Genomic DNA, 19,968 nt, shown 5'->3' on the forward strand with positions numbered 1-19,968 from the left:
GTGCGAGGAGGCTTGTTGATGAATTGGCAAATATTCGATGTGAATGAGTGGGTTTATCCGGATACTGAATTATCAGATGCAGGGGCGAGAAGCATTAATCTAGAGACGGCGCGAGGCACCTATATTGGCTGCCAAATATTGTTGGAGGGACTCCCTTCTAATGCGAAAATAACATGGGAATATGTCTCGGCCGAGTCTGAATTTGTGAAGAATACGTCCATGTATCAGCTCATTGATGTTCAGGTGAATGAGAATACAGGGCCGGATTATTCCACCGTACCTGTAGGCACTCCAGCCGATTATGTAACACGACTTGCGCCGTTCCGTGTATATGATGCTTTAAAGCCGGTCGGGAAGGAATTCCAAGTGCGTGCTGAGAAAGATGCCCTATATGTTTGCTGGAAAGTGGACGAATCCGCAAATCCACATCAGCATGTCGGGGAGCTCCGTTTTCATATTGATGGCAATAGCTATGTCATTCCTGTTGAAATAGAGGTCTTTAAAGCTAAAGTTGCCAAAGAGGAAACGCTGTCGATTACGAATTGGTTCTCATTTGGCAATATAGCAAAGTGGCATAACCTCGAAAAATGGTCGGAGCCCTTCTGGAACATGGTTTACCAATACGGAGAAGCGATGCGCCGGACTCGTCAAACTCATTTCTTAGTCGGCATGGAATTGGTTGATATCAAGGAAAAGGGAAGCGGAAGCTATGAATTTGACTTCTCACGTGTCGAGACGTTAATCAAAATGTTTTTAGGTCTGGGCTTCACCCGTATAGAAGGCGGACATATAGCTGGTCGAAGAGGCTGGGACGATTCATTTTTCGTTTTAAACTATGATACCAACATAAAAGCAACAAGCCCGGAAGGCTATACATTTATATCGCAATACCTATCTTCCTGGAACAAGTTCCTTGCCACTAATGGCTGGTTGAGCTTAACCGTACAGCATATTGCTGATGAACCGCTTGAAGAGTCGGCTCAAGATTATCGGGTCTTGGCAGGCATAGTTAGAAAGTTCATGCCGGGGGTTCCACTTATTGACGCAATCATTCATACGGAACTGGAAGGAGCATTAGATATTTGGGTGCCAACGAATAGGGACTATGATCGTAACAAATCGGCTTACGAAAGAATCCAGGCTGGCGGCGATACGCTATGGTTTTATACATGCTGGAACCCAGGCGGTCATTATATGAATCGCTTTCTAGATATTCCGCTTCTCAAAACAAGATTTCTGCACTGGGGCAATTACTTATACAAAATGAATGGCTATCTCCATTGGGGATTGAATTATTACCTGGAAGGCCAAGATCCATTTGAATTGACAAATCCCATGCTTGCTCCAAGCGTTCACGCCAAAAGGGTGCCTGCCGGCGATACTCATATCGTCTATCCGGGTACGGATGGACCTTGGCTAAGCATGAGGCTGGAGTCGATGAGGATGGGCATTGAGGATTATGAATTGCTTCAACAGATAGCTCAAGCTGACCGTAAAATAGCGGATGAGCTAGTAAACTCCTGCATGACAAGCTTTACAGAAGCAAATACCGATGCAGCAGCATTTCAGCAAGTACATCGACGATTGCTAGAAGCCGCATCCATCTGATTCATACCTTACTAACACCATAACTTCCTGCTAAGCGCTTGATATTTTTATTTATCAGTTTCTTAGTGGGGAGTCCCCACATCATTTTCATCAACCTACGCATGAGAATGGAGCGATAGACGTGTCCTTGCTGCGTAAGCTTTCGATTCGTTCACAGTTATCCATAATCGCGTTATCCATCACCTTTGTCTTATTTTTCATCTTATGCATCAGTTATTTGCAAATGGCTAAGATCATTAGCTCAAACAGTGAAAAATATTCGAGCGAGATTGTAGATATGATCCCTAAAGACGCACTGATGCGCGACATGAACGCGATTCGCTTTTCTTTTATTTGGATATTTGTGTTTGGAGCTGTTTTCGCAGCAGTTATGTTCATTATTATTACAAGCAACATTTTGCTTCACAAGAACGATTCCTTAGCGAAAGAGCTTCTGGATACAAATGCGGTGCTTTCCTTCATGCAGCTAGAGAAGAAGAAAGCTGAGCTTGCATACCTGCGCTGCCAAATTAATCCTCATTTTCTCTATAATACGCTGGAAATGATCAAAGGAATGGCTGCAGTAAAAGGGGTTCTTGAGATTAGAGAGGCTGCCGCTTTGCTTGGAAGTATATTTCATTACAGCGTTAAGGGGGGAGGAAATGTTCTCCTGGACACGGAGCTTTCTATCATCGATTCATATTTACAAATTCAAAAGCTGCGTTTTGGTACCCGCTTTAGTGTGATATTTGATATCGATGGTCTTGCCCGCAACTGCCATGTGCCGAAGATGATCTTGCAGCCAATTGTCGAAAATGCGGTTTATCACGGACTAGAGTTAAATGAGAAGCAAGGTTTATTAAGGATAAGCGCAAATCTGGATGTGTACAGAGACTTGATTATCGTCATTGAGGACGATGGGGTAGGGATGAATCAAGCTCAACTGGAGCGGGTCCAATCTACATTGTCGGACTTGGGGCCGAATGGATTGCTGATAGGCGAGAGAGATAACAGCATCGGTTTTGCCAATGTGAATGTAAGGATCAAGCTGATCTGTGGTTCAGAGTATGGACTTGATATTGCTAGCAAGGAAGGTGAAGGAACTCGGGTAACGGTGAAACTGTCGACGAAGGGGGAATTTTCGAATGTATTATAAGGTTCTGCTAGTTGATGATGAAGCATGGGTTGCTGAGAGTCTTAAGGCGAGTGTTAATTGGCATGCTTATGGGTTTGAGGTTGTAGGAATGGCTTATAACGGGACAGAGGCACTGACCATGTTTGAAGCTATACTTCCCGATATCGTATTCACCGATATCCGTATGCCAGGTATGAATGGTCTGGAGCTAATCAAAAAAGCACGCGAGTTTCCGCATAAAGCGCAATTTATTGTCGTAAGCGGCTATGCAGAATTTGCTTATGCGCAGAAGGCGCTCTCTTATGGTGCGCTTGCGTATTGCCTTAAGCCGTTCGATGAACAGGATATTATATCGATCCTAAGCAAATTTAAGAAAAATAATGAAGCACAACATGAGACAGCTGATAATCCACTTCAATTATTTTTGGAAGAACCAAACGAAACAAATCGCAATAGGCTTACACACAAGCTCGAGCAATATGGCCTAAGCGATGGCTTTAATGATGGAGTTGGCCTAATCGTCTGTTCCACTATCGGTAATGAGTCAGTACAGGCTTCAGAGAACTATTTGCAGGTTAAGATCGGCAGATCAAAGTCTCTGTATCTCGTGGCATGGGCTCAATTGGAGAAGACAATTAATGAAATAAGCAAAGGGATGCCTGATCGGATCCGTGGAATTGGCGTAAGTGAAAAAATAACAGAAATGGAGAAACTAAAGGAATCGGTTGAAATCGTAAATTCATTAGCTGATCATTACTTTATTTCTGGTAAAGCAGCGATATTTCGCAAAAAACCCCCGCTACGCAAACCTTTTTACGAAATGCTGAAGAGAATTGATGATGCTATTCGAATAGGTGATATAGCTGCTGCGAATGTTGCTTTTGACCAAGTACTCGTCCTGTTCAGAGAAGGAAGTCTGACTATGAGCCATGCACTCCAGCTTTATAATATCGTACTTTCATTCATGTACCAGTTTGGAATTGAGCTGTCCGATAAGATGTTATATAACAATGAACTGCTGCTTGCTTCTTTTGGCTCTCTATCTGAAATGATTCATTGTTTACGTCAATATGTAAGCAGATATATTCTTGAAGCGACCGAAAACGTCTCACAAGAAATTAGCAATGAAACCTTTAGAGCTATTCTGAACTATGTGAATCAAAATTACATTCAAGATATATCGATACAGAGCTTATCGATCAAGTTTTATACAAACCCTAGTTATATCAGTCAATTATTCAAAAAGGAAGTAGGTGAGACGTTTACAGCATATATCGCCAAATTACGCATTACCTATGCCTGCAAGCTGCTTGGCAATACTAATTTAATGGTGGGTGAAATTGCAGAAAAGGCGGGATATCAGGATTATTTCTACTTCACAAAAATTTTCAAAAAAGTTGTTGGTACCACGCCATCAAGGTTTCGTGCGGAGATGAAGCTCGCGTAGGTGCTTCTTTTATTAGAGGGTATACCTGCTCACGGTGTAGTAGTATGTAAAATTTTTAGATAATCTATCGTTATTTATTATGAGATTTGATGGACCTTATCGTTTAGGTTTTTTATGTAGAAAAAGTATGAATTTGTACAGATACCTCGCTTTAAACCAAACTCTTATAATTAGGATTACAACCAAATGTAACCGCTTTCAAATATACTCCAATCCTTATACATTAGGCGATCATTCATTTGGGTTTAGTAAGGAATGTATCCAAAAAATGATATTAAGGGGGAAAGAAGAATGAAGCTAAAATTATTAACGATGATGCTGGTGTTTGCAATGTTTGTATTTACTGGCTGCTCACAAAATTCCGGATCTAATGCGCCTAAGGATGAGCCACCCCCGGCTCCTACAACGGAGACCGTCGAGGAGACGGCAACGGAAGCGCCACCTTCAACTGCGCCAGTCGATGAGAAGATTGACTTTAAAGGCGGAACGATCCGCATCGGGCAATGGTGGGGAATGGAAAACTATTTGAATGAGGAAGAGAAGGAAATGCAACGCAAAGCAGAGGAAAAATACAATGTGAAAATTGAATATGTAACCGTACCTTTCGCTGAGATTCAATCAAGAATAGTAACCACTTCCGTAGCAGGGCAGCCTTTTGCCGACATTATTATGATTCCGACGGAATGGGCGATTCCGAAGATGGTTAGTGAGGGGTATCTTCGCAATATTGACGACCTAGTGGATATGAAAGACCCTAACTGGAATCAAGTTATGTTGAAGAATGGCAGCTACGGCGGGAAGCAGTACAGCTTCACTGACAAGGACAATAACGGCAATGGATTCTACTATAACAAAACGTTAATTCAAAAATTTGGTTTAGAAGATCCTTATGAATTGCAGGAAAAGGGCGAATGGACTTGGGATAAGTTTCTAGCGATGACCAAAGCCGCTACGAAGGATGGCGTATTCGGCGTAACTCCTTACGATACAGCTTCGAGCCTAACGCTTCCTTTCATTTACTCCAATAACGGATCTGTAACGAAAGATGACCAAATTACATTTGAGGAACCGGAAGCATTAGAAGCTATTCAGTTTGTCTCCGATTTATACAATGTTCATAAAGTTGTGGGCGGATCTTTTGTGGAAGGTAAAGCGCTATTCTATCCTGGAGCTCGTTGGGTTTCAGCAGATTTCAATGGCAGCTTGGCCGATGACTGGGGTTATGTATTCTTTCCTAAGGGTCCTAAAGCAACCGATTATGTTGTTCCAATAACTGTAAACATGTGGCATCTGATGGCGGATGTAGAAAACCCTAAAGCAGTTATGACAGTTTGGCAGGAGCTTTATGAGAGAAACCCTGAAAAAGGCTATGATGGCGTAATTCGTGGAGAAGAAGCTAACTTTAGAAGTGAAGAGGGCCTCAACACGCTGCGTAAAATGCTTGGTAACGGAACGGTGATGCAGTTCTTTGCCTATGATGGCTTCCAGGGTTATTTCGATGAAGCGATTAATAATATCATGACAGGAAAAGCGACACCTGCAAGTGAGCTTGCAAGAATTAAACCGCTTGCTCAGGCTGCAATTGATGTGACTTTGAAGAAATAGGATTTGGTTGCATAAAACGCTGCGCGCACCCCAATTCATTTCTATGGTTGGGGTGCTGCTCATAAGCGGGAAGGGGGATTCCATATGGCCAACGTCAATAAATATGGAATAGTCAAGGTAGTACTTTTAGTGACGCTATCTGCTGTGTGCATCCTGCCCCAGAGCTTTCAATCAAAGGGGATGTCCACGGTAAAGGCAGCCTCAAATGCTGCTGATACTTCTGAAGCTATCTCGGAGCAGATGCTCGGTAGTAAGAGTGAGGACGGATACGACCAATATTTGGTGAAGCATCAGAATGCGCCTAGGCCAGGGCAAGAGATTATCATCCCAGGAGATACCTTTTCTAAAGTGGTAGACATGAAGGCTAACGTCGTTAACAACATGGCTGGATTGGCGGGCAATGCGGTTGAATCGGATGAAACGGGAAGTATCTCATGGGAGTTCGATGTAACGAATGAAGGTTTATATAATATTGCAATAAATTTTTACCCAATGGAGGGTAAGGGTGCGGATATTGACCGCGAGCTGCTGATTGATGGAGAAGCGCCGTTTGCTGAGAGCAGAAATTTGGTGTTCGGAAGAGTTTGGACGAGCAAAGGAGAAATTGCACGTGATAAGCGTGGGAATGACACCCATGTCCAGCAGGTAGAGCTGCCGATGTGGCAGGAGACGTACGCACAAAGTGCGGATGGTCGCCACAATGAACCCTATTTATATTATTTTACTCCAGGGAAGCACAGCATCACTTTAGTTTCCGCAAAGGAAAAGATGCTGATTCGTTCTATCAAGCTGAACCAAGTTGAACAAGCAAAGGATTACGAAGCGGTTGCCGCTGAATATGAGTCGAATGGTTATAAAGATGCTTCTGATGTCATGATCAAGGTTCAAGGGGAATTAGCGGATTTGAAGTCAAGTCAAGTACTTTATCCGATGATGGATCGCAGTAGCCCTTCTACCGAGCCTTATCATATGTCTCAAATCCGACTCAACACGATTGGCGGCTTCAACTGGGCGGAATCCGGTCAGTGGATGACTTGGGATATAGAAGTGCCGGAAGATGGACTTTATCATATCGGCATTAAATATAAACAAAGCTTTCAACGAGGTATGATTTCTTATCGCAAAATGTATATTGACGGCAAGCTGCCGTTTCAGGAGGCTGATGGCATTGCCTTTGGTTTCTCAACGAATTGGGAAATGAATGAGCTTGGAGACGGGAAGAGTCCGTACCAATTTTATTTAACGAAAGGCAAGCATGAGATTAAGCTTGAAGTGACACTCGGAGAAATGGCATTGCTGCTGCGAACAGTGGAGTCCAGTGTGCTGGATCTAAATTATATTTTCCGGCGCATTATTATGGTGACGGGCACGGTACCGGATGAATATCGGGATTATCAGCTTGATAAAAAAATTCCAGAGATGATTGAAGTTTTCACCAAACAAATGGAAGTGTTGAAATCTATAGTTGAGCGTGTAGAGAAAATATCTGGTGGCAGCAGTGATCGCACAGCTTCATTGAATCGGCTCATTTTTCAGCTGCAAGACATGGTAGATGCTCCAGAGACAATAGCACGCCGGTTAGAGACGTTCAAATCCAATACAAGCTCATTAGGAGATTGGATTTATTCCATCAATTATATGCCTTTATCGATTGATTATCTTGTCATTGCCTCTCCTGATAAGAAAATGCCTGCTGTCAAAGCGAAGTTTTTCAAAAGAATGAAGCATCAAGCGGGTACGTTCATGCTCTCTTTCTTCACCGACTACAATGTGCTCGGTTCGACGGAGAAAGGCGGTAAAAAAATCACGGTGTGGATGACGCAGGGGATTGATCAGGCAAAAATTGCGAAGCGGCTTATTGATGAGTCATTTACTCCTGAAACCGGAGTTGCCGTCGACATAAAAGTGGTCAGTGAAGGCGTGCTCATGCAAGCCATGCTGGCAGGACGCGGTCCTGATGTTTCCTTCGCTCTGCCGGAAGATAAGCCAGTCAATTATGCCTTGCGGAATGCAGTGGAGGATTTATCCAAATATCCTGGGTTCAACAAGGTGAAGCAGCGCTTCCATGAGAGCGCATTAGTTCCTTATGAATTCAATAAGGGAACATTCGCACTGCCTATTGAGCAGCAATTTCCGGTTTTATTTTATCGGAAGGATATTCTCGAGGAAATGAATCTGGAAATTCCGCAAACATGGGAGGATGTCTTTGAGATTATTCCTGAGCTGCAGAAGCAAAACCTGTTGTTCGGCTTCCCTATTCAGGTTTTGGTGAAAACGGGGGCGAACGTACAAGATAACGCTACATTGCCGGTTAACTTTACATTCGGAACGATGCTGTTCCAAAACGGCGGGGAAATTTATCGCAAAGGTGATAAAGCCAGCGCACTAGATACTGAGGTGTCCGTAAAATCATTTATCGATTGGACGGAATTATATACGACCTATAAGCTGCCGTTAACGACCGACTTCGTGAACCGTTTCCGCAGTGGAGAGATGCCAATCGCGATTGCTGACTATACGAGATTCAATCTCATCAACGTCGTTGCACCGGAGCTGAAAGGACTATGGAATTTCACCCTGGTTCCAGGACTTGAGCAGGCTGACGGCACTATTCGCCGGGAAGTGCCTGCAACTGGAACCGCTGCTATTATGCTGAAGGACAGTAAGCATAAGGAGGAAGCATGGTCCTTCCTAGATTGGTGGACCAGCACGGATGTGCAGGCGAAGTACAGTCTTGAAATTGAAGCCATTTTCGGGCCGGCTGGAAGAACTTCCACAGCTAATCTGGAAGCGGTGGCTCGGATTCCTTGGCAGGTGAAGGATTACAACGTATTGATGGAGCAGTGGAAATGGGCAAAGGGATTGCCTGAGGTTGCTGGCGGATATTTCACTGGCCGTCATCTTGACAATGCGTTCCGCAGCGTCGTTATCTCTAACGAGGATCCACGTGAAGCGATAGACCATTATACGAAATTTATTAATGAGGAAATTGTGAAAAAGCGAAAAGAGTTCGGCTTGCCAAACTAGAGAGAGGGGGCGGTTGTATTGTCAGGCCCAAATCAAGCAAGCGTTGAATTGCAGGGTCCAAGCAGATTGAAGAGGCAGCCTAGCGAGAGGCGGAAGAGGCTTGCTCATCTACGGGGCGAGATTAGTGTGAAACGGCATGGGTATGTACTCCTTGCTCCATATTTCATACTCTTCTTTATCTTCACCGCCTTCCCAGTCCTTATGGCATTCGGACTTAGCTTCACGGATTTTAATGTACTTGAAGCGCCAGGGTGGGTGGGTTGGGAAAATTATGCCAACTTGTTCGTCAAGGATGAAGTGTTTCTAATTGCGTTGAAAAATACGCTGCTGTTCGCGGCGATAACCGGTCCGCTCAGCTATATCGTTTGCTTCTTTCTGGCATGGCTCATCAACGAGCTTTCACCTAAGATAAGGTCTATTATAACGCTTCTATTTTATGCACCTTCGATTTCAGGAAATGTATATTTGATATGGCAAGTTGCCTTCTCTGGCGATTCTTTCGGCTATATCAACGCATTCCTGATGAAATGGGGATTTATTCTTGAACCGATTCAATGGCTGCAGGATCCCAAATACATGCTGGCGATTATTATGCTGGTTCAGCTCTGGTTAAGCCTCGGTACAGCCTTTCTGGCTTTTATCGCTGGATTACAAGGAATGGATATGACGCTAATTGAAGCTGGTGCGATCGATGGCATAAGAAATCGCTGGCAGGAGCTGTGGTTTATTACATTGCCTTCACTGCGTCCGATGCTGATGTTTGGCGCGGTTATGCAGATTACATCTTCGTTCGCGGTCGCAGATGTGGCAACAAGCCTAGTCGGCTTCCCAAGCCCGCAGTATGCGGGACATACAATAGTAACGCATCTGAATGATTTCGGGACGATCCGTTTCGAGATGGGCTATGCTAGTGCGATTGCAACCGTATTATTCGCGATTATGCTAGGCTCGAACTTGGTCGTGCAGAAATTGCTTCGGAAGGTGGGTGACTAGAGAGCATGAATATAAGCTTTCGTCTGCGTCGAGAGAAGAAACTCAATCGTTCCCTTCCTGTTGATATAGCTCTATTTCTAATATTGCTAGGAGCAGGAGCATTCATGGCAGTGCCTTTCGTTTTCATGATCAGCACTGCGTTAAAGCCTTTGGATGAGATGTTCCTGTTTCCTCCCACATTTATTGTACGTTCTCCAACAGTGGATAACTTTTATGATTTGTTACTTATTTTTTCTGATTCATGGGTACCGCTTTCTCGCTATGTGTTTAATACGGTCTTTGTTGCATTAACCGGCACGGTCGGGCACGTCATTTTAGCTTCCATGGCAGCGTATCCGTTGGCGAAGCTGAAGCTTCCAGGCGGCAATATCCTATTCGGGATTGTTATCCTATCGCTGATGTTTGCATCTCAGGTAACTTCCATTCCCAACTATTTAACGATTACGTGGCTGGGTTTGCTCGACTCTTATTGGGCGTTGATTTTCCCGGCTTTAGCAACTTCGCTGGGGTTGTTTCTAATGAAGCAATTTATGGAGCAAATCCCTGATGCGATAATTGAAGCCGCGAAGATTGATGGTGCGAGCGAGTACCGGATCTTTTGGACCATAGTCATGCCAATGGTTAAGCCAGCGTGGCTAACGCTTATTATTTTCTCCTTTAAAGGCTTATGGGGAACAGGCAGCGGGGGCCAAGGCGCTTCCTATGTGTTTAGTGAACAGTTAAAAACGATGGATTATGCCTTTAGCCAAATTTTGTCCGGAGGATTTGCTCGTTCAGGACCGATGGCTGCCGCTGCGCTCATTATGATGCTTGTGCCGGTCACGATCTTTATCGTGACGCAAAGCAGCGTGATTCAGACAATGTCGACATCAGGCCTGAAAGAATAAAAGAGAAAGGGGGAACGCAATTGGCGTCCATAAGGGGCATTGCATCATTTCTTATCCTTATGTGCTTCATTACCGGCTTCGCTGTTCCGGCTTATGCTCTGCCTGAACACGGATACAACTATTCCTACTGGGAAGAGGCGGAGCCTGCGCCATATCCTTATCTGGCCGAGAAGCATGTGGACGGATCGGAGCTTGGTATCGGCCATTTTAATGTTCCGCAGGATTTATTTGTTGCCAAGGATCATCGGATTTATATCGCAGACACAGGTAACAATCGTATCGTCAGCTTAGATGAGAATGGCAAACTTATTCGTACGATAGACGGCTTCGACAATAACGGCAAGAAGGAAACCTTCAACAAGCCCTATGGCGTATTTGTCGATGCTTCACAAAATATTTACGTAGCGGATACGTACAACAATCGGATCGTTAAGCTCAGCAATGATGGAACTCTCATTCAATTGTTCGGAGCCCCTGAGTCCAGCATAATCCCGGAAGGGTTTCAATATTTCCCCTTCAAGCTGTACGTTGATAAGTTTGATCGGATTTACGTGATTGCGCAAGGTGCCTTTGAGGGGATTATGGAGCTTGACGCTTCAGGCGGTTTTAAAGGTTATATCGGAACGAACAAAGTGAGATTTAATCCAACTGACTTGCTGTGGAAACGTTTATCGACCAAGGAGCAAGTCGGGAAAATGGAGTTATTCCTGCCAATTGAATTCAGTAATTTGGATGTCGATGATCGCGGCCTAATCTATGCCGTATCTTCGGAGGCTAATTCGAATACACCAATTAAGAGGTTTAATCCCAGTGGGGAGGACATATTGCGCCGTGAAGGCTATTTCCCTCCGATGGGAGACATTTCGGTTATTCGTCTTGACCCCACAAAAAGTGTAGTGAGTGACCAAAAAAATAGAGGAAGCTCCAGATTCATTGATGTAGTATCCGATGAAAGCGGCATGTATAGCGGCTTAGACTCCACTCGCAACCGCATCTTTACCTATGACCGCGATGGCAACCTGCTCTATCAATTTGGGGGAATAGGCACACAGGCTAATAACTTTCAAAAACCGGTTGCCCTTTCAATGCTCGGAGAGCGAATAGCGGTTCTGGATAATGAGATGAACCGGATGACGATTTTTGCGCCGACTCGCTATGGCAAACTAATCCGGCAAGCTGTAAAGGCCCATTATGCGGGCAAGGTGGATGAAGCTGCTGATTCATGGAATAAGGTGCTTCAATTAAACGCTAATTTCGATATCGCTTATATTAGTATGGGCAAAGCGTTTCTTAAGAAAAATGAGAACAAGATGGCCATGAATTATTTCAAAAACGGAAATAACAGGAAGTATTATTCAGAAGCTTTCAAACAATACCGCAAGCAATATGTATGGGAACATTTTGGTACCATTATGACGGTTCTACTCTCCGCTGCCGCGCTCTTCGTTGCAATCCGTATCTATTGGGTCAGAAGAAAGCCGAAGCTCTACTTTGTTGAAACCAATATTGTAAAAGCGCCTTTCTATACAATGATGAGACCTTTCAACGGATTCTGGGAGATGAAGTATGAACAGAAGGGTCGAGTGAAAATTGCGCTGATTATTCTGTTGTTACTTGTCGTGACGATGATTTTGAAGCGGCAATACTCTGGCTTTGTTGTTAATTTCAATAAGCTAAGCACACTTAACAGCGTGGATGAGCTCATCTATATTGTGCTGCCATTTATTTTGTTTTGTGTGGCTAACTGGTCACTGACAACATTAATGGACGGTGAAGGAAAGTTTCTTGAGATTATTACGGCTGTTGGTTATTCGCTGCTGCCGTTCATTATTTTGTACCTGCCGCAAGTCGTATTCAGTAATATGATTACGCATGAAGAAGCCCCTTTTTATTATTTGATTGAGTCTGCAGCTATTTGCTGGTTTTTGTGGTTGTTGTTCGTGGGTATGATGACCATTCACCAATACTCTATTTTCAAAACACTACTGACTTTATTCCTCACCGTTGTAGTCATGGTTTTTATTGTTTTTCTATGCATCCTTTGTTTTAGCTTACTGCAGCAGATGACCACTTTCATACTTTCAATCTATTCAGAAATCAGGGCAAGAGCGTGAGGAGGTGCGTACATGAGTAAGGGAAAGAAACGGACGATATTGATGATGCTCTGCTGTCTTATTGCAGCATCATGCCTATACGAAACCATGTTCAGGAACGAGATGGAGGCTGCGAACGAGAGTCTGCCAATGAAGAAAGATAACCACGAAGTGACTATCGCTTCTGAAATGAGAGCACTTCCGGGTGGAATGGGTATGATTGCTGAGAATGAGTATCTGCAGCTATTTATCGATAAGAAGACGACTGAGGTCAGTGTGAGGGAGAAACGCAACGGGCAAGTATGGTCGACCAATCCCATTGATCATGCCAAAGATACGATTGCAACGGCAATTAATAAAACCAATCTAGCCTCACAGCTGATTATTTCGTATTTCAATGACAAAGGGCATGAGTCCTTTATGAACAATGAAGAAGAGAGCATTAAGAAGAATCAGTTTGAGATTGCTCTCGTTGATAACGGCGTCAAAATCACTTACGAAATCGGAAGCTCAGAGAAGGGTCTAAGTTCTATCCCAAAAGCTGTCGGCAAAGAACGGTTTGAAGAACGAATCTTGAACAAAATTGCGGATGAAGCCGTTAGAAATAAGCTTCGTACTCGTTTTTTCTACAACGAGGAGAAGCAGCAGTATGAGCGCAAAAAAATGCAGGATTATGTCGTAAAGGACGTCGTGGCAGTTCTTGAGTCCATCGGCTATACGGCTGAAGATGCACAAGAAGATAACCAGATGGTGGAGAGTGGGGATCAGGCAGAAAATGTAGCACCTCGATTTACTATCCCGCTTATCTACCAGCTTGAGGGTGAGAATCTCATTGCACGAATTGCAACGGATGAGGTGATGGATTCGGACGCATTCCCCCTTCATACGATGCAATTACTTCCATTTTTCGGAGCCGCTGATAATGAGGCTGAAGGTTATATGTTTGTGCCGGATGGATCAGGAGCACTCATTTATTTGAACAATAACAACCATGCAGCACGTGCCTATGAGGTTCCGCTGTATGGCATCGATCAGACACCGCTGCAAAATTCGAGAACTGAGGTTCAATATACACAGGTTTCTAGATTTCCTGTTTTTGGAATGAAGCAAGAGAATCACGCGATGTTTGCCATTATTGAACAGGGCGATGCCCAGGCAACAATAACGGCGGATACGAGCGGCAAGCTGAATAGCTATAACCGGGTAGGTGCCACTTTCAAAATGAAAGATATGGAACCAGTTGTGTTTAGAACGGGCTCGGTTACCAAGCAGGTTCCTAAATACTCGGAGATGTATGATAGTGGCCTTCAAATTCGCTATGCTTTTTTAGAAGACTCTTCTGCTGATTATACGGGAATGGCTAATTACTACAGGGACTATCTAATTAAGCACTATGGCTTGACTCGGCATAAAAGCGGGGGCGACACGCCATTCGTTCTGGAGTTAATCGGCTCAATTCCAGTTCGTAAAAACTTTCTAGGTATTCCTTATCCATCTACTGAAGCGGTAACTACCTATTCACAGGCGATAGAAATACTGGAGTCTTTGCAGCAACGTGACATATCCCAAATCCAGCTCAAATATTCAGGTTGGTTTAACAAGGGCGTTCAGCACAGGCTGCCTTCATCGATCAAGCTGGATTCTATTCTTGGTGGAAAAAAGAAGTTTGAGAAATTATTAAATTATGCAGAGGAAAACAATATCGAGGTATATCCGGACGTTGCTTTTCAGAGGGTTTATGAAAACGGCAAGGGCTTTCAAGCATCAAAAGATGCCACGCGCTTCCTTAATCGTAAATTTGCTAAAAGCTTCGATGATGATATTGTAACAACCAATCCTTCAGATATGCTCTACTATTTGCTCTCACCTCGTAAATTGACGGGCGTGGTAGATAAGTTTCTGAAGAACTATAAATCATTTGACTCCGATGGCGTTTCCTTACGTGATTTGGGAGAGGATTTAAACAGTGATGTTACCTCTCATGAAACCGTTAACCGACAGGAAGTCATAGGGATTATAGGTGAAAATCTACAGAAGATTAAAGAAGAAACCGGGAAAATCATGCTTAGCGGAGGGAATGCTTACACATTGCCGTATGCGAAGACGATCGTAAATGCTCCGCTCACGAGCAGTGAATTTAATATTGCTGACGAAGATGTGCCTTTCTACTCTATGGTTTTGCACGGATATGTGGACTATGCCGGAACGCCTATAAACCTCGGCCGTGATCAAGATCAGAGAACCGCCTTGCTAAAAACGCTGGAGACAGGATCCACTGTATTTTATCAATGGTTTTACGCACAGCCTACTATGATTCGTGATACGAAGCTGAACAGCTTATATTCTCCGCATTATGGAGACTGGTTTGAGGAGGCCGTTCAACTATATAAGGAATCCAATGCCATCTTAAGGGATGTGCAGGATCAGACGATTAAGGGCCACCGCAAGTTAGCTGATGAAGTATTCGAAACAACTTTTGAACAAGGCAAAAAAATAATAGTGAACTACAATAAATCAGCGGTAACAGTAGACGATATTTCTATTGAAGCACAGGGTTACCGCGTGACCGGCGGTGGATTATGATGAAGCGTAAAAGTCCGACGCTGCAGCAGAAAAAGTCTAGACTAGGCATTCTTTTCGTAACACCTTGGTTTCTAGGCTTTGTTTTCTTGTTTAGCATTCCACTGTATAAGTCCTTTCTGTATAGCTTAAATACGCTAACTCTTGGTAAGGGCGGCTTCGATACCAAATATGAAGGATTTTCATTTTATAAGCAGCTATTTATGTCGCATCCAACGTTCAATCGAACGCTGATTGAGGCAATTTCTGATATTTTGATTAATGTGCCGTCCATTACGATATTTAGTTTATTTGTCGCAACGTTGATTAATCAGAAATTTAGAGGAAGGATATTTGCGCGAGCCGTATTTTTTCTTCCGGTACTTCTTGCAGCACCCGTGCTATCACTGGAGAACAGCTCCGAGATGGCATCCATCGCCTCGACGATTACGGGTTCTTCAAGTGAGGATGGAGGCTTTGCTTTTACTAGCTTTGAGCTTCAGCGAATGCTGGTTGAGGCGGGTGTAGGTAATGGGATTATTAGCTACATTACAGGATCAGTCGATCGGATTTATGAAATTATCAGCTCATCTGGTGTGCAGATACTGATATTCCTTGCAGCGCTCCAATCGATCTCACCATCTTTGTATGAAGCAGCGAAAATTGAGGGGACGACAGGCTATGAAGCGTTCTGGAAAATTACTTTCCCGATGCTTAGCCCTATTTTACTGACGAATATCGTGTATACCGTTATTGATTCCTATAGTACAAACGCATTAAGCCAGATGATAACGGATACGGCGTTTCAAACACTTAATTTCAGCCTCAGCGCAGCGATGGCATGGGTGTACTTTCTTATCGTATCCGTCATTCTACTTGTGACTATGACACTCGTTTCACGCAAAGTATTTTATTACGATTAACAGGCAAAGGGGGGAATACAGTGAAGCTGGCCATCCGTTCAAGCGCAACAGCTTGGAGAGAACGTGCAAGGCGATTCAGCCTGCTTAATTGGAGTAAGCATTGGAGCTGGGTGACTGTTCGAACGATACTCGTGATCGGTTTTTGCTTTGTGATTTTATATCCGCTATTTTTCAAGCTATCGGTGTCGTTTAAGGATCGTGTGGATTTGTATGATACGACCGTACTTTGGATTCCGAAAAACTTCACATTGGATACGCTAAAAATTGCCTTTGAGGCGCTCCGCTATCCGAAGACATTCATGAGCTCATTTACGATTGCGGGAGTTTCGACTCTCTTGCAAGTGATTTCCTGTTCTCTGGCGGCATTTGGATTTGCACGATTGCGCTTTAAAGGGAGTAAGATCTTATTCGGGGGCGTTATCTTTACTATTATCGTGCCCGTGCAAACGATTATGATTACAACTTATCTCAATTATCGTTACTTCGATGTATTCGGTCTTATCGAGTTGTTCACTGGACAGAAGGGGATTAATCTTCTGGACAGCTATTGGCCATTTATTCTTCAATCTGCTACCGGTATGGGAATAAAGAGCGGTTTGTTTATCTTCATTTTTCTCCAGTTTTTCCGAGGCATTCCTATGGAGCTGGAGGAGGTTTCTTACATTGATGGATGTACCGTTTTTCAATCGTTTTACCGTATCATGCTGCCTAATGCCATTCCATCGATCGTTACAGTTGTCCTGTTCTCGTTCGTTTGGCAGTGGAATGACAATTATTTCGTCTCTCTATTCCTGACATCAACAGATGTATTATCGACCAAGTTGCCTGTCATGTGGGCTTCCTTCTCTATGACGGACCCACTCTATGCCTATATGGTTAAAAACGCGGGCGAGCTGCTGTTTATTGCACCCATCGTACTCTTGTATATGTTTGCACAGCGCTATTTCGTAGAAAGCGTAGAGCGCAGCGGATTGATCGGGTAAATGATCAATGAAGTGTTTAGTTATCTACGCAAAAGACTCGAGCACATACCATCTCAGAAAACACAACGGTCCCAACCAAATTAAAATAAGTAAGGGGGGAGCCGGCATGCTTTGCGAGCATGCCGGCATTTTTATATGAAAGCTGTTATTGCATTCGTTATATTATCTCTGTTCATTCTCTATTTTTTGTTTCAGCCCAGCGTGGAGAGAACCTTACATATAGGGATCAAGTACTGCAAAAAAAAGGAATATGAGGCCGCGCATTTAGTAGCGCTGGATGGTCGCTTAACGGAAGAGGTCAAAGAGGAAATCATTGGTCAGCTAGAGAAAGCTTATTTTCGACGTGATAAAATTGATTTAAAGGGTCCAGCTATTGCAGCTACTCGTGGGGAAATTATTGAAGTATCTTTACAGTACCTACAAGGTCCGCGCAAATTTTCAATCTGTTTGGTAGCGACGAGGAAAGAGATTACTACTACCCCATTACGATTATGAGCGAATATATTGAGGAACGGCCATGAAATGGGTAATGACGGTAATATTACTTACACCAATCTTGATATTATTTAGCGCTTGGAATCTATGAAGACAAAAGAAAACAAGCATCAAAAGATAGGACAGATTTGAAAAACGAAACCACTTATAAGTAAAGACAAGGATAAGGATAACCAGGATAAGCGGTATACTATCAGCTAGCCAATGAGATCGATCAGTGGGTGATAAGGCCATAAGACCAAAAATTAGGATGAAGATGAAGATCATTAATTTTAAAGGTTTATTTCGAGCAAAAGGAATGCTTGTACTTGTCCAATCCAGTCGTTCATTAGTCATGGGAATTTCACTCCTTACATTGGTGACAGTATGGTTCCCGGTTTTAAGAAAGTAAATACAAAACGCTGGCAAGTTATGAATCATCAAATCAAATTTTAATCACCGCAGCAAAATCGAAGACCGTGGGAGGTGCTAGATGCAAGAGAAGGTCATGTTGTGTTTTTTAAACGGGTAGCTGGGATAGTATTAACAGATTTATCCCAGACAACCCAATTGGAATAGAAGTCATTTAGAGGAGCCAGATGGTAAGTAAGTATAGATATGGTGGAGTAAAGACTTTAATTGCTTATTTGGATGAGGTTCCAGAAGCTCAAGCTCATTAAACGTACTTTTAATGCGGTTGCCTTTCAATCGAATGTACGGTTTTAATTTCTTTGATTTCTTCTTCATGCTAATCGCCAAGACCTCCTGAAGTTTATGATATTAGATTACTTTATGTTTAAGGATATTAGCTCGCTTGTGCATTCGCCAGTGACAGATAAGTTCAATGCCGGGAACATTGTGCTGGATAAGTAGGAAAACCATTTGAATATTGTAATACAACAAAAATCCTCGGCAAATATGGCTGAGGATAAGAGGGTAAATATAATCCTTTAGAGGGGTAAAGTGACAGTCAACAGTGAAAATAGTTGAAAATTCAACAGTTTCAATTCAACTCCGAGGTTATTAGCCTGATGGTTAAAAATGTATTTCATTAGCTGATTCGTTGAATATTGAATTACTATAGGACCCGTATTTAATGTACGGGACCTCTGAAACTAGATTGTCATTCTCTTAACGTTTGATGATAGCACAAATATAACATAACTTTTTTCTTCCTTTTATAAGCTTTAAGTTTTCACAATATGCACATTTCATAGGCACTCACCTCCTGAGTTATTATGTCCGATGGTCGTTAAGGAATATACAGGTAAGTTGAACATTGAAGATTACGGGAGTAGCAAGCATGTTACATTAATCTCAAAGCAGTTTGAAAAGGAAATTTGTAATTACATGAGGAGGATTAAAAAACCTGCCCATTGGGCAGGTTGGCAACTTATTCTTATGCGTTAGCAGTCTCTGGTCGCTTTACTTGAAGTGGAGGAGGTATAAGCCAACCTTTTTCTTTGCTCAGTTCGAGTATTTTAACACCTAGTGCAGTTTTAGTAAGATGATATTTCGCAAATAAAGCTCCAATATCTTCTCTAATAGACTGACCCATAACTTGGCTACAAGCAACTAGTCCAAGTGATGTGTCAGCAGCAATTTTAGCGGCAATTTCAGGATCAGAGAATCTTGCACCTACAGGGATGTCTTCGAGTTTAACAGGGGGTCTTTCAGGCATCATAGGTACGGAAGCAATTCCGTTATCAGTAAGCAATGTATCACATTCTTTAATCTCCATCTTTGCTTGATCAATGAGAGCATCCAGTATTTTTTTTAAGTCTTTGTCTCCAGCATGGTTTAAGTATGCTTGGTAACAGGATACAGCGCCTTTTGCTACAGTTGAAGCCTGCCAAACACTAAATATTTCACCGTAGTGCATTGGTTCATCCTTTGGATTRCCGCTTAAAATTCCCATTTGATTTGCTCCTTTTGATTCATTAATTTTTTGAACTGACTTAATATGCTTAACTACACAGAAAWAATACGAGTAATGGTGAAATTCACAAAAATACTTGGAAACACTTCGGATTAGTCAGAAAAAATAAACGAAGCTATTTTGCACTCAAATGAACCCCCCAATAAATGCAGGGGTTCATGAAAAATGATTCTCTATTCTTGCTTAAGTACGTTCCCGATCTCGGCTTCTTAATCCGATTAAGCCCGTTAAGCCAAGCAAACCAAGCCAGCCCCAATTATTTCTTCTATCGTCTGTTGTCGCATTTGTCCGATAGTTGTTTGCATTCATACCCGTG

15 protein-coding genes are annotated in these 19,968 nt (G+C 43.0%); 12 read left to right on the top strand and 3 right to left on the bottom strand.

The features are described from left to right. Nucleotides 1–18 precede the first annotated feature (18 nt). The 12 genes from AC1DOV_RS13665 to AC1DOV_RS13720 all read left to right on the top strand — a co-directional run bounded on the left by AC1DOV_RS13665 (nt 19) and on the right by AC1DOV_RS13720 (nt 17,734). Entirely contained in the window at nt 19–1,608 is a 1,590-nt protein-coding gene (locus AC1DOV_RS13665; protein ID WP_477550213.1) for a DUF4091 domain-containing protein, read from the top strand. Between the two features lie 121 nt (nt 1,609–1,729). Continuing rightward, the gene (locus AC1DOV_RS13670; protein WP_477550214.1) at nt 1,730–2,743 is read left to right on the top strand and encodes a sensor histidine kinase; all 1,014 of its coding nucleotides are present in this window, start codon (nt 1,730–1,732) and stop codon (nt 2,741–2,743) included. Continuing rightward, complete coding sequence (locus AC1DOV_RS13675) at nt 2,733–4,169, top strand: response regulator transcription factor (RefSeq protein WP_477550215.1); 1,437 nt, start codon at nt 2,733–2,735, stop codon at nt 4,167–4,169. Before AC1DOV_RS13670 ends, AC1DOV_RS13675 begins: the two co-directional genes overlap by 11 nt. A gap of 291 nt (nt 4,170–4,460) precedes the next feature. Further along, nucleotides 4,461–5,774: an ABC transporter substrate-binding protein gene (locus tag AC1DOV_RS13680; RefSeq protein ID WP_477550216.1), complete on the top strand. Its 1,314-nt coding sequence runs from the start codon at nt 4,461–4,463 to the stop codon at nt 5,772–5,774. An 84-nt stretch (nt 5,775–5,858) separates the two neighbouring features. Further along, the gene (locus tag AC1DOV_RS13685; protein ID WP_477550217.1) at nt 5,859–8,801 is read left to right on the top strand and encodes an extracellular solute-binding protein; all 2,943 of its coding nucleotides are present in this window, start codon (nt 5,859–5,861) and stop codon (nt 8,799–8,801) included. Nucleotides 8,802–8,819: 18 nt separating this feature from the next. Next, the gene (locus AC1DOV_RS13690) at nt 8,820–9,794 is read left to right on the top strand and encodes a carbohydrate ABC transporter permease (protein ID WP_477550218.1); all 975 of its coding nucleotides are present in this window, start codon (nt 8,820–8,822) and stop codon (nt 9,792–9,794) included. Nucleotides 9,795–9,799: 5 nt separating this feature from the next. Beyond that, nucleotides 9,800–10,681 carry a carbohydrate ABC transporter permease gene (locus AC1DOV_RS13695; protein WP_076271716.1) on the top strand — a complete coding sequence of 294 codons (882 nt, stop codon included), beginning with the start codon at nt 9,800–9,802 and terminating at the stop codon, nt 10,679–10,681. 20 nt (nt 10,682–10,701) lie between these two features. Then, a complete protein-coding gene (locus tag AC1DOV_RS13700) occupies nt 10,702–12,795 on the top strand; it encodes a YIP1 family protein (protein ID WP_477550219.1) in 2,094 nt (697 codons plus the stop codon). A gap of 12 nt (nt 12,796–12,807) precedes the next feature. Then, nucleotides 12,808–15,357 carry a DUF5696 domain-containing protein gene (locus AC1DOV_RS13705; protein WP_477550220.1) on the top strand — a complete coding sequence of 850 codons (2,550 nt, stop codon included), beginning with the start codon at nt 12,808–12,810 and terminating at the stop codon, nt 15,355–15,357. After that, nucleotides 15,354–16,256: a carbohydrate ABC transporter permease gene (locus AC1DOV_RS13710; RefSeq protein WP_321166097.1), complete on the top strand. Its 903-nt coding sequence runs from the start codon at nt 15,354–15,356 to the stop codon at nt 16,254–16,256. The genes AC1DOV_RS13705 and AC1DOV_RS13710 overlap by 4 nt, the downstream gene beginning before the upstream one ends. A 20-nt stretch (nt 16,257–16,276) precedes the next feature. Then, nucleotides 16,277–17,239: a carbohydrate ABC transporter permease gene (locus tag AC1DOV_RS13715; protein WP_305953938.1), complete on the top strand. Its 963-nt coding sequence runs from the start codon at nt 16,277–16,279 to the stop codon at nt 17,237–17,239. A 135-nt stretch (nt 17,240–17,374) separates the two neighbouring features. Continuing rightward, a complete protein-coding gene (locus AC1DOV_RS13720) occupies nt 17,375–17,734 on the top strand; it encodes a hypothetical protein (RefSeq protein ID WP_477550221.1) in 360 nt (119 codons plus the stop codon). Here the strand turns inward: AC1DOV_RS13720 and AC1DOV_RS13725 are convergent. The 3 genes from AC1DOV_RS13725 to AC1DOV_RS13735 form a co-directional block, all read right to left on the bottom strand. Then, the gene (locus tag AC1DOV_RS13725) at nt 17,729–18,070 is read right to left on the bottom strand and encodes a DUF2238 domain-containing protein (protein WP_477512553.1); all 342 of its coding nucleotides are present in this window, start codon (nt 18,068–18,070) and stop codon (nt 17,729–17,731) included. The two genes, AC1DOV_RS13720 and AC1DOV_RS13725, sit on opposite strands and share 6 nt — an antisense overlap. 1,042 nt (nt 18,071–19,112) lie before the next feature. After that, on the bottom strand, nt 19,113–19,631 hold the full coding sequence (locus tag AC1DOV_RS13730) for a DUF3231 family protein (protein ID WP_477550222.1): 519 nt from the start codon (nt 19,629–19,631) through the stop codon (nt 19,113–19,115). A 204-nt stretch (nt 19,632–19,835) separates the two neighbouring features. After that, nucleotides 19,836–19,961 (bottom strand): WGxxGxxG family protein, encoded by a 126-nt coding sequence (locus tag AC1DOV_RS13735; protein ID WP_477513024.1) that lies wholly within the window; start codon nt 19,959–19,961, stop codon nt 19,836–19,838. Nucleotides 19,962–19,968 lie beyond the last annotated feature (7 nt).

The sequence above is a fragment of the Paenibacillus sp. 01T47 genome (assembly GCF_056398245.1).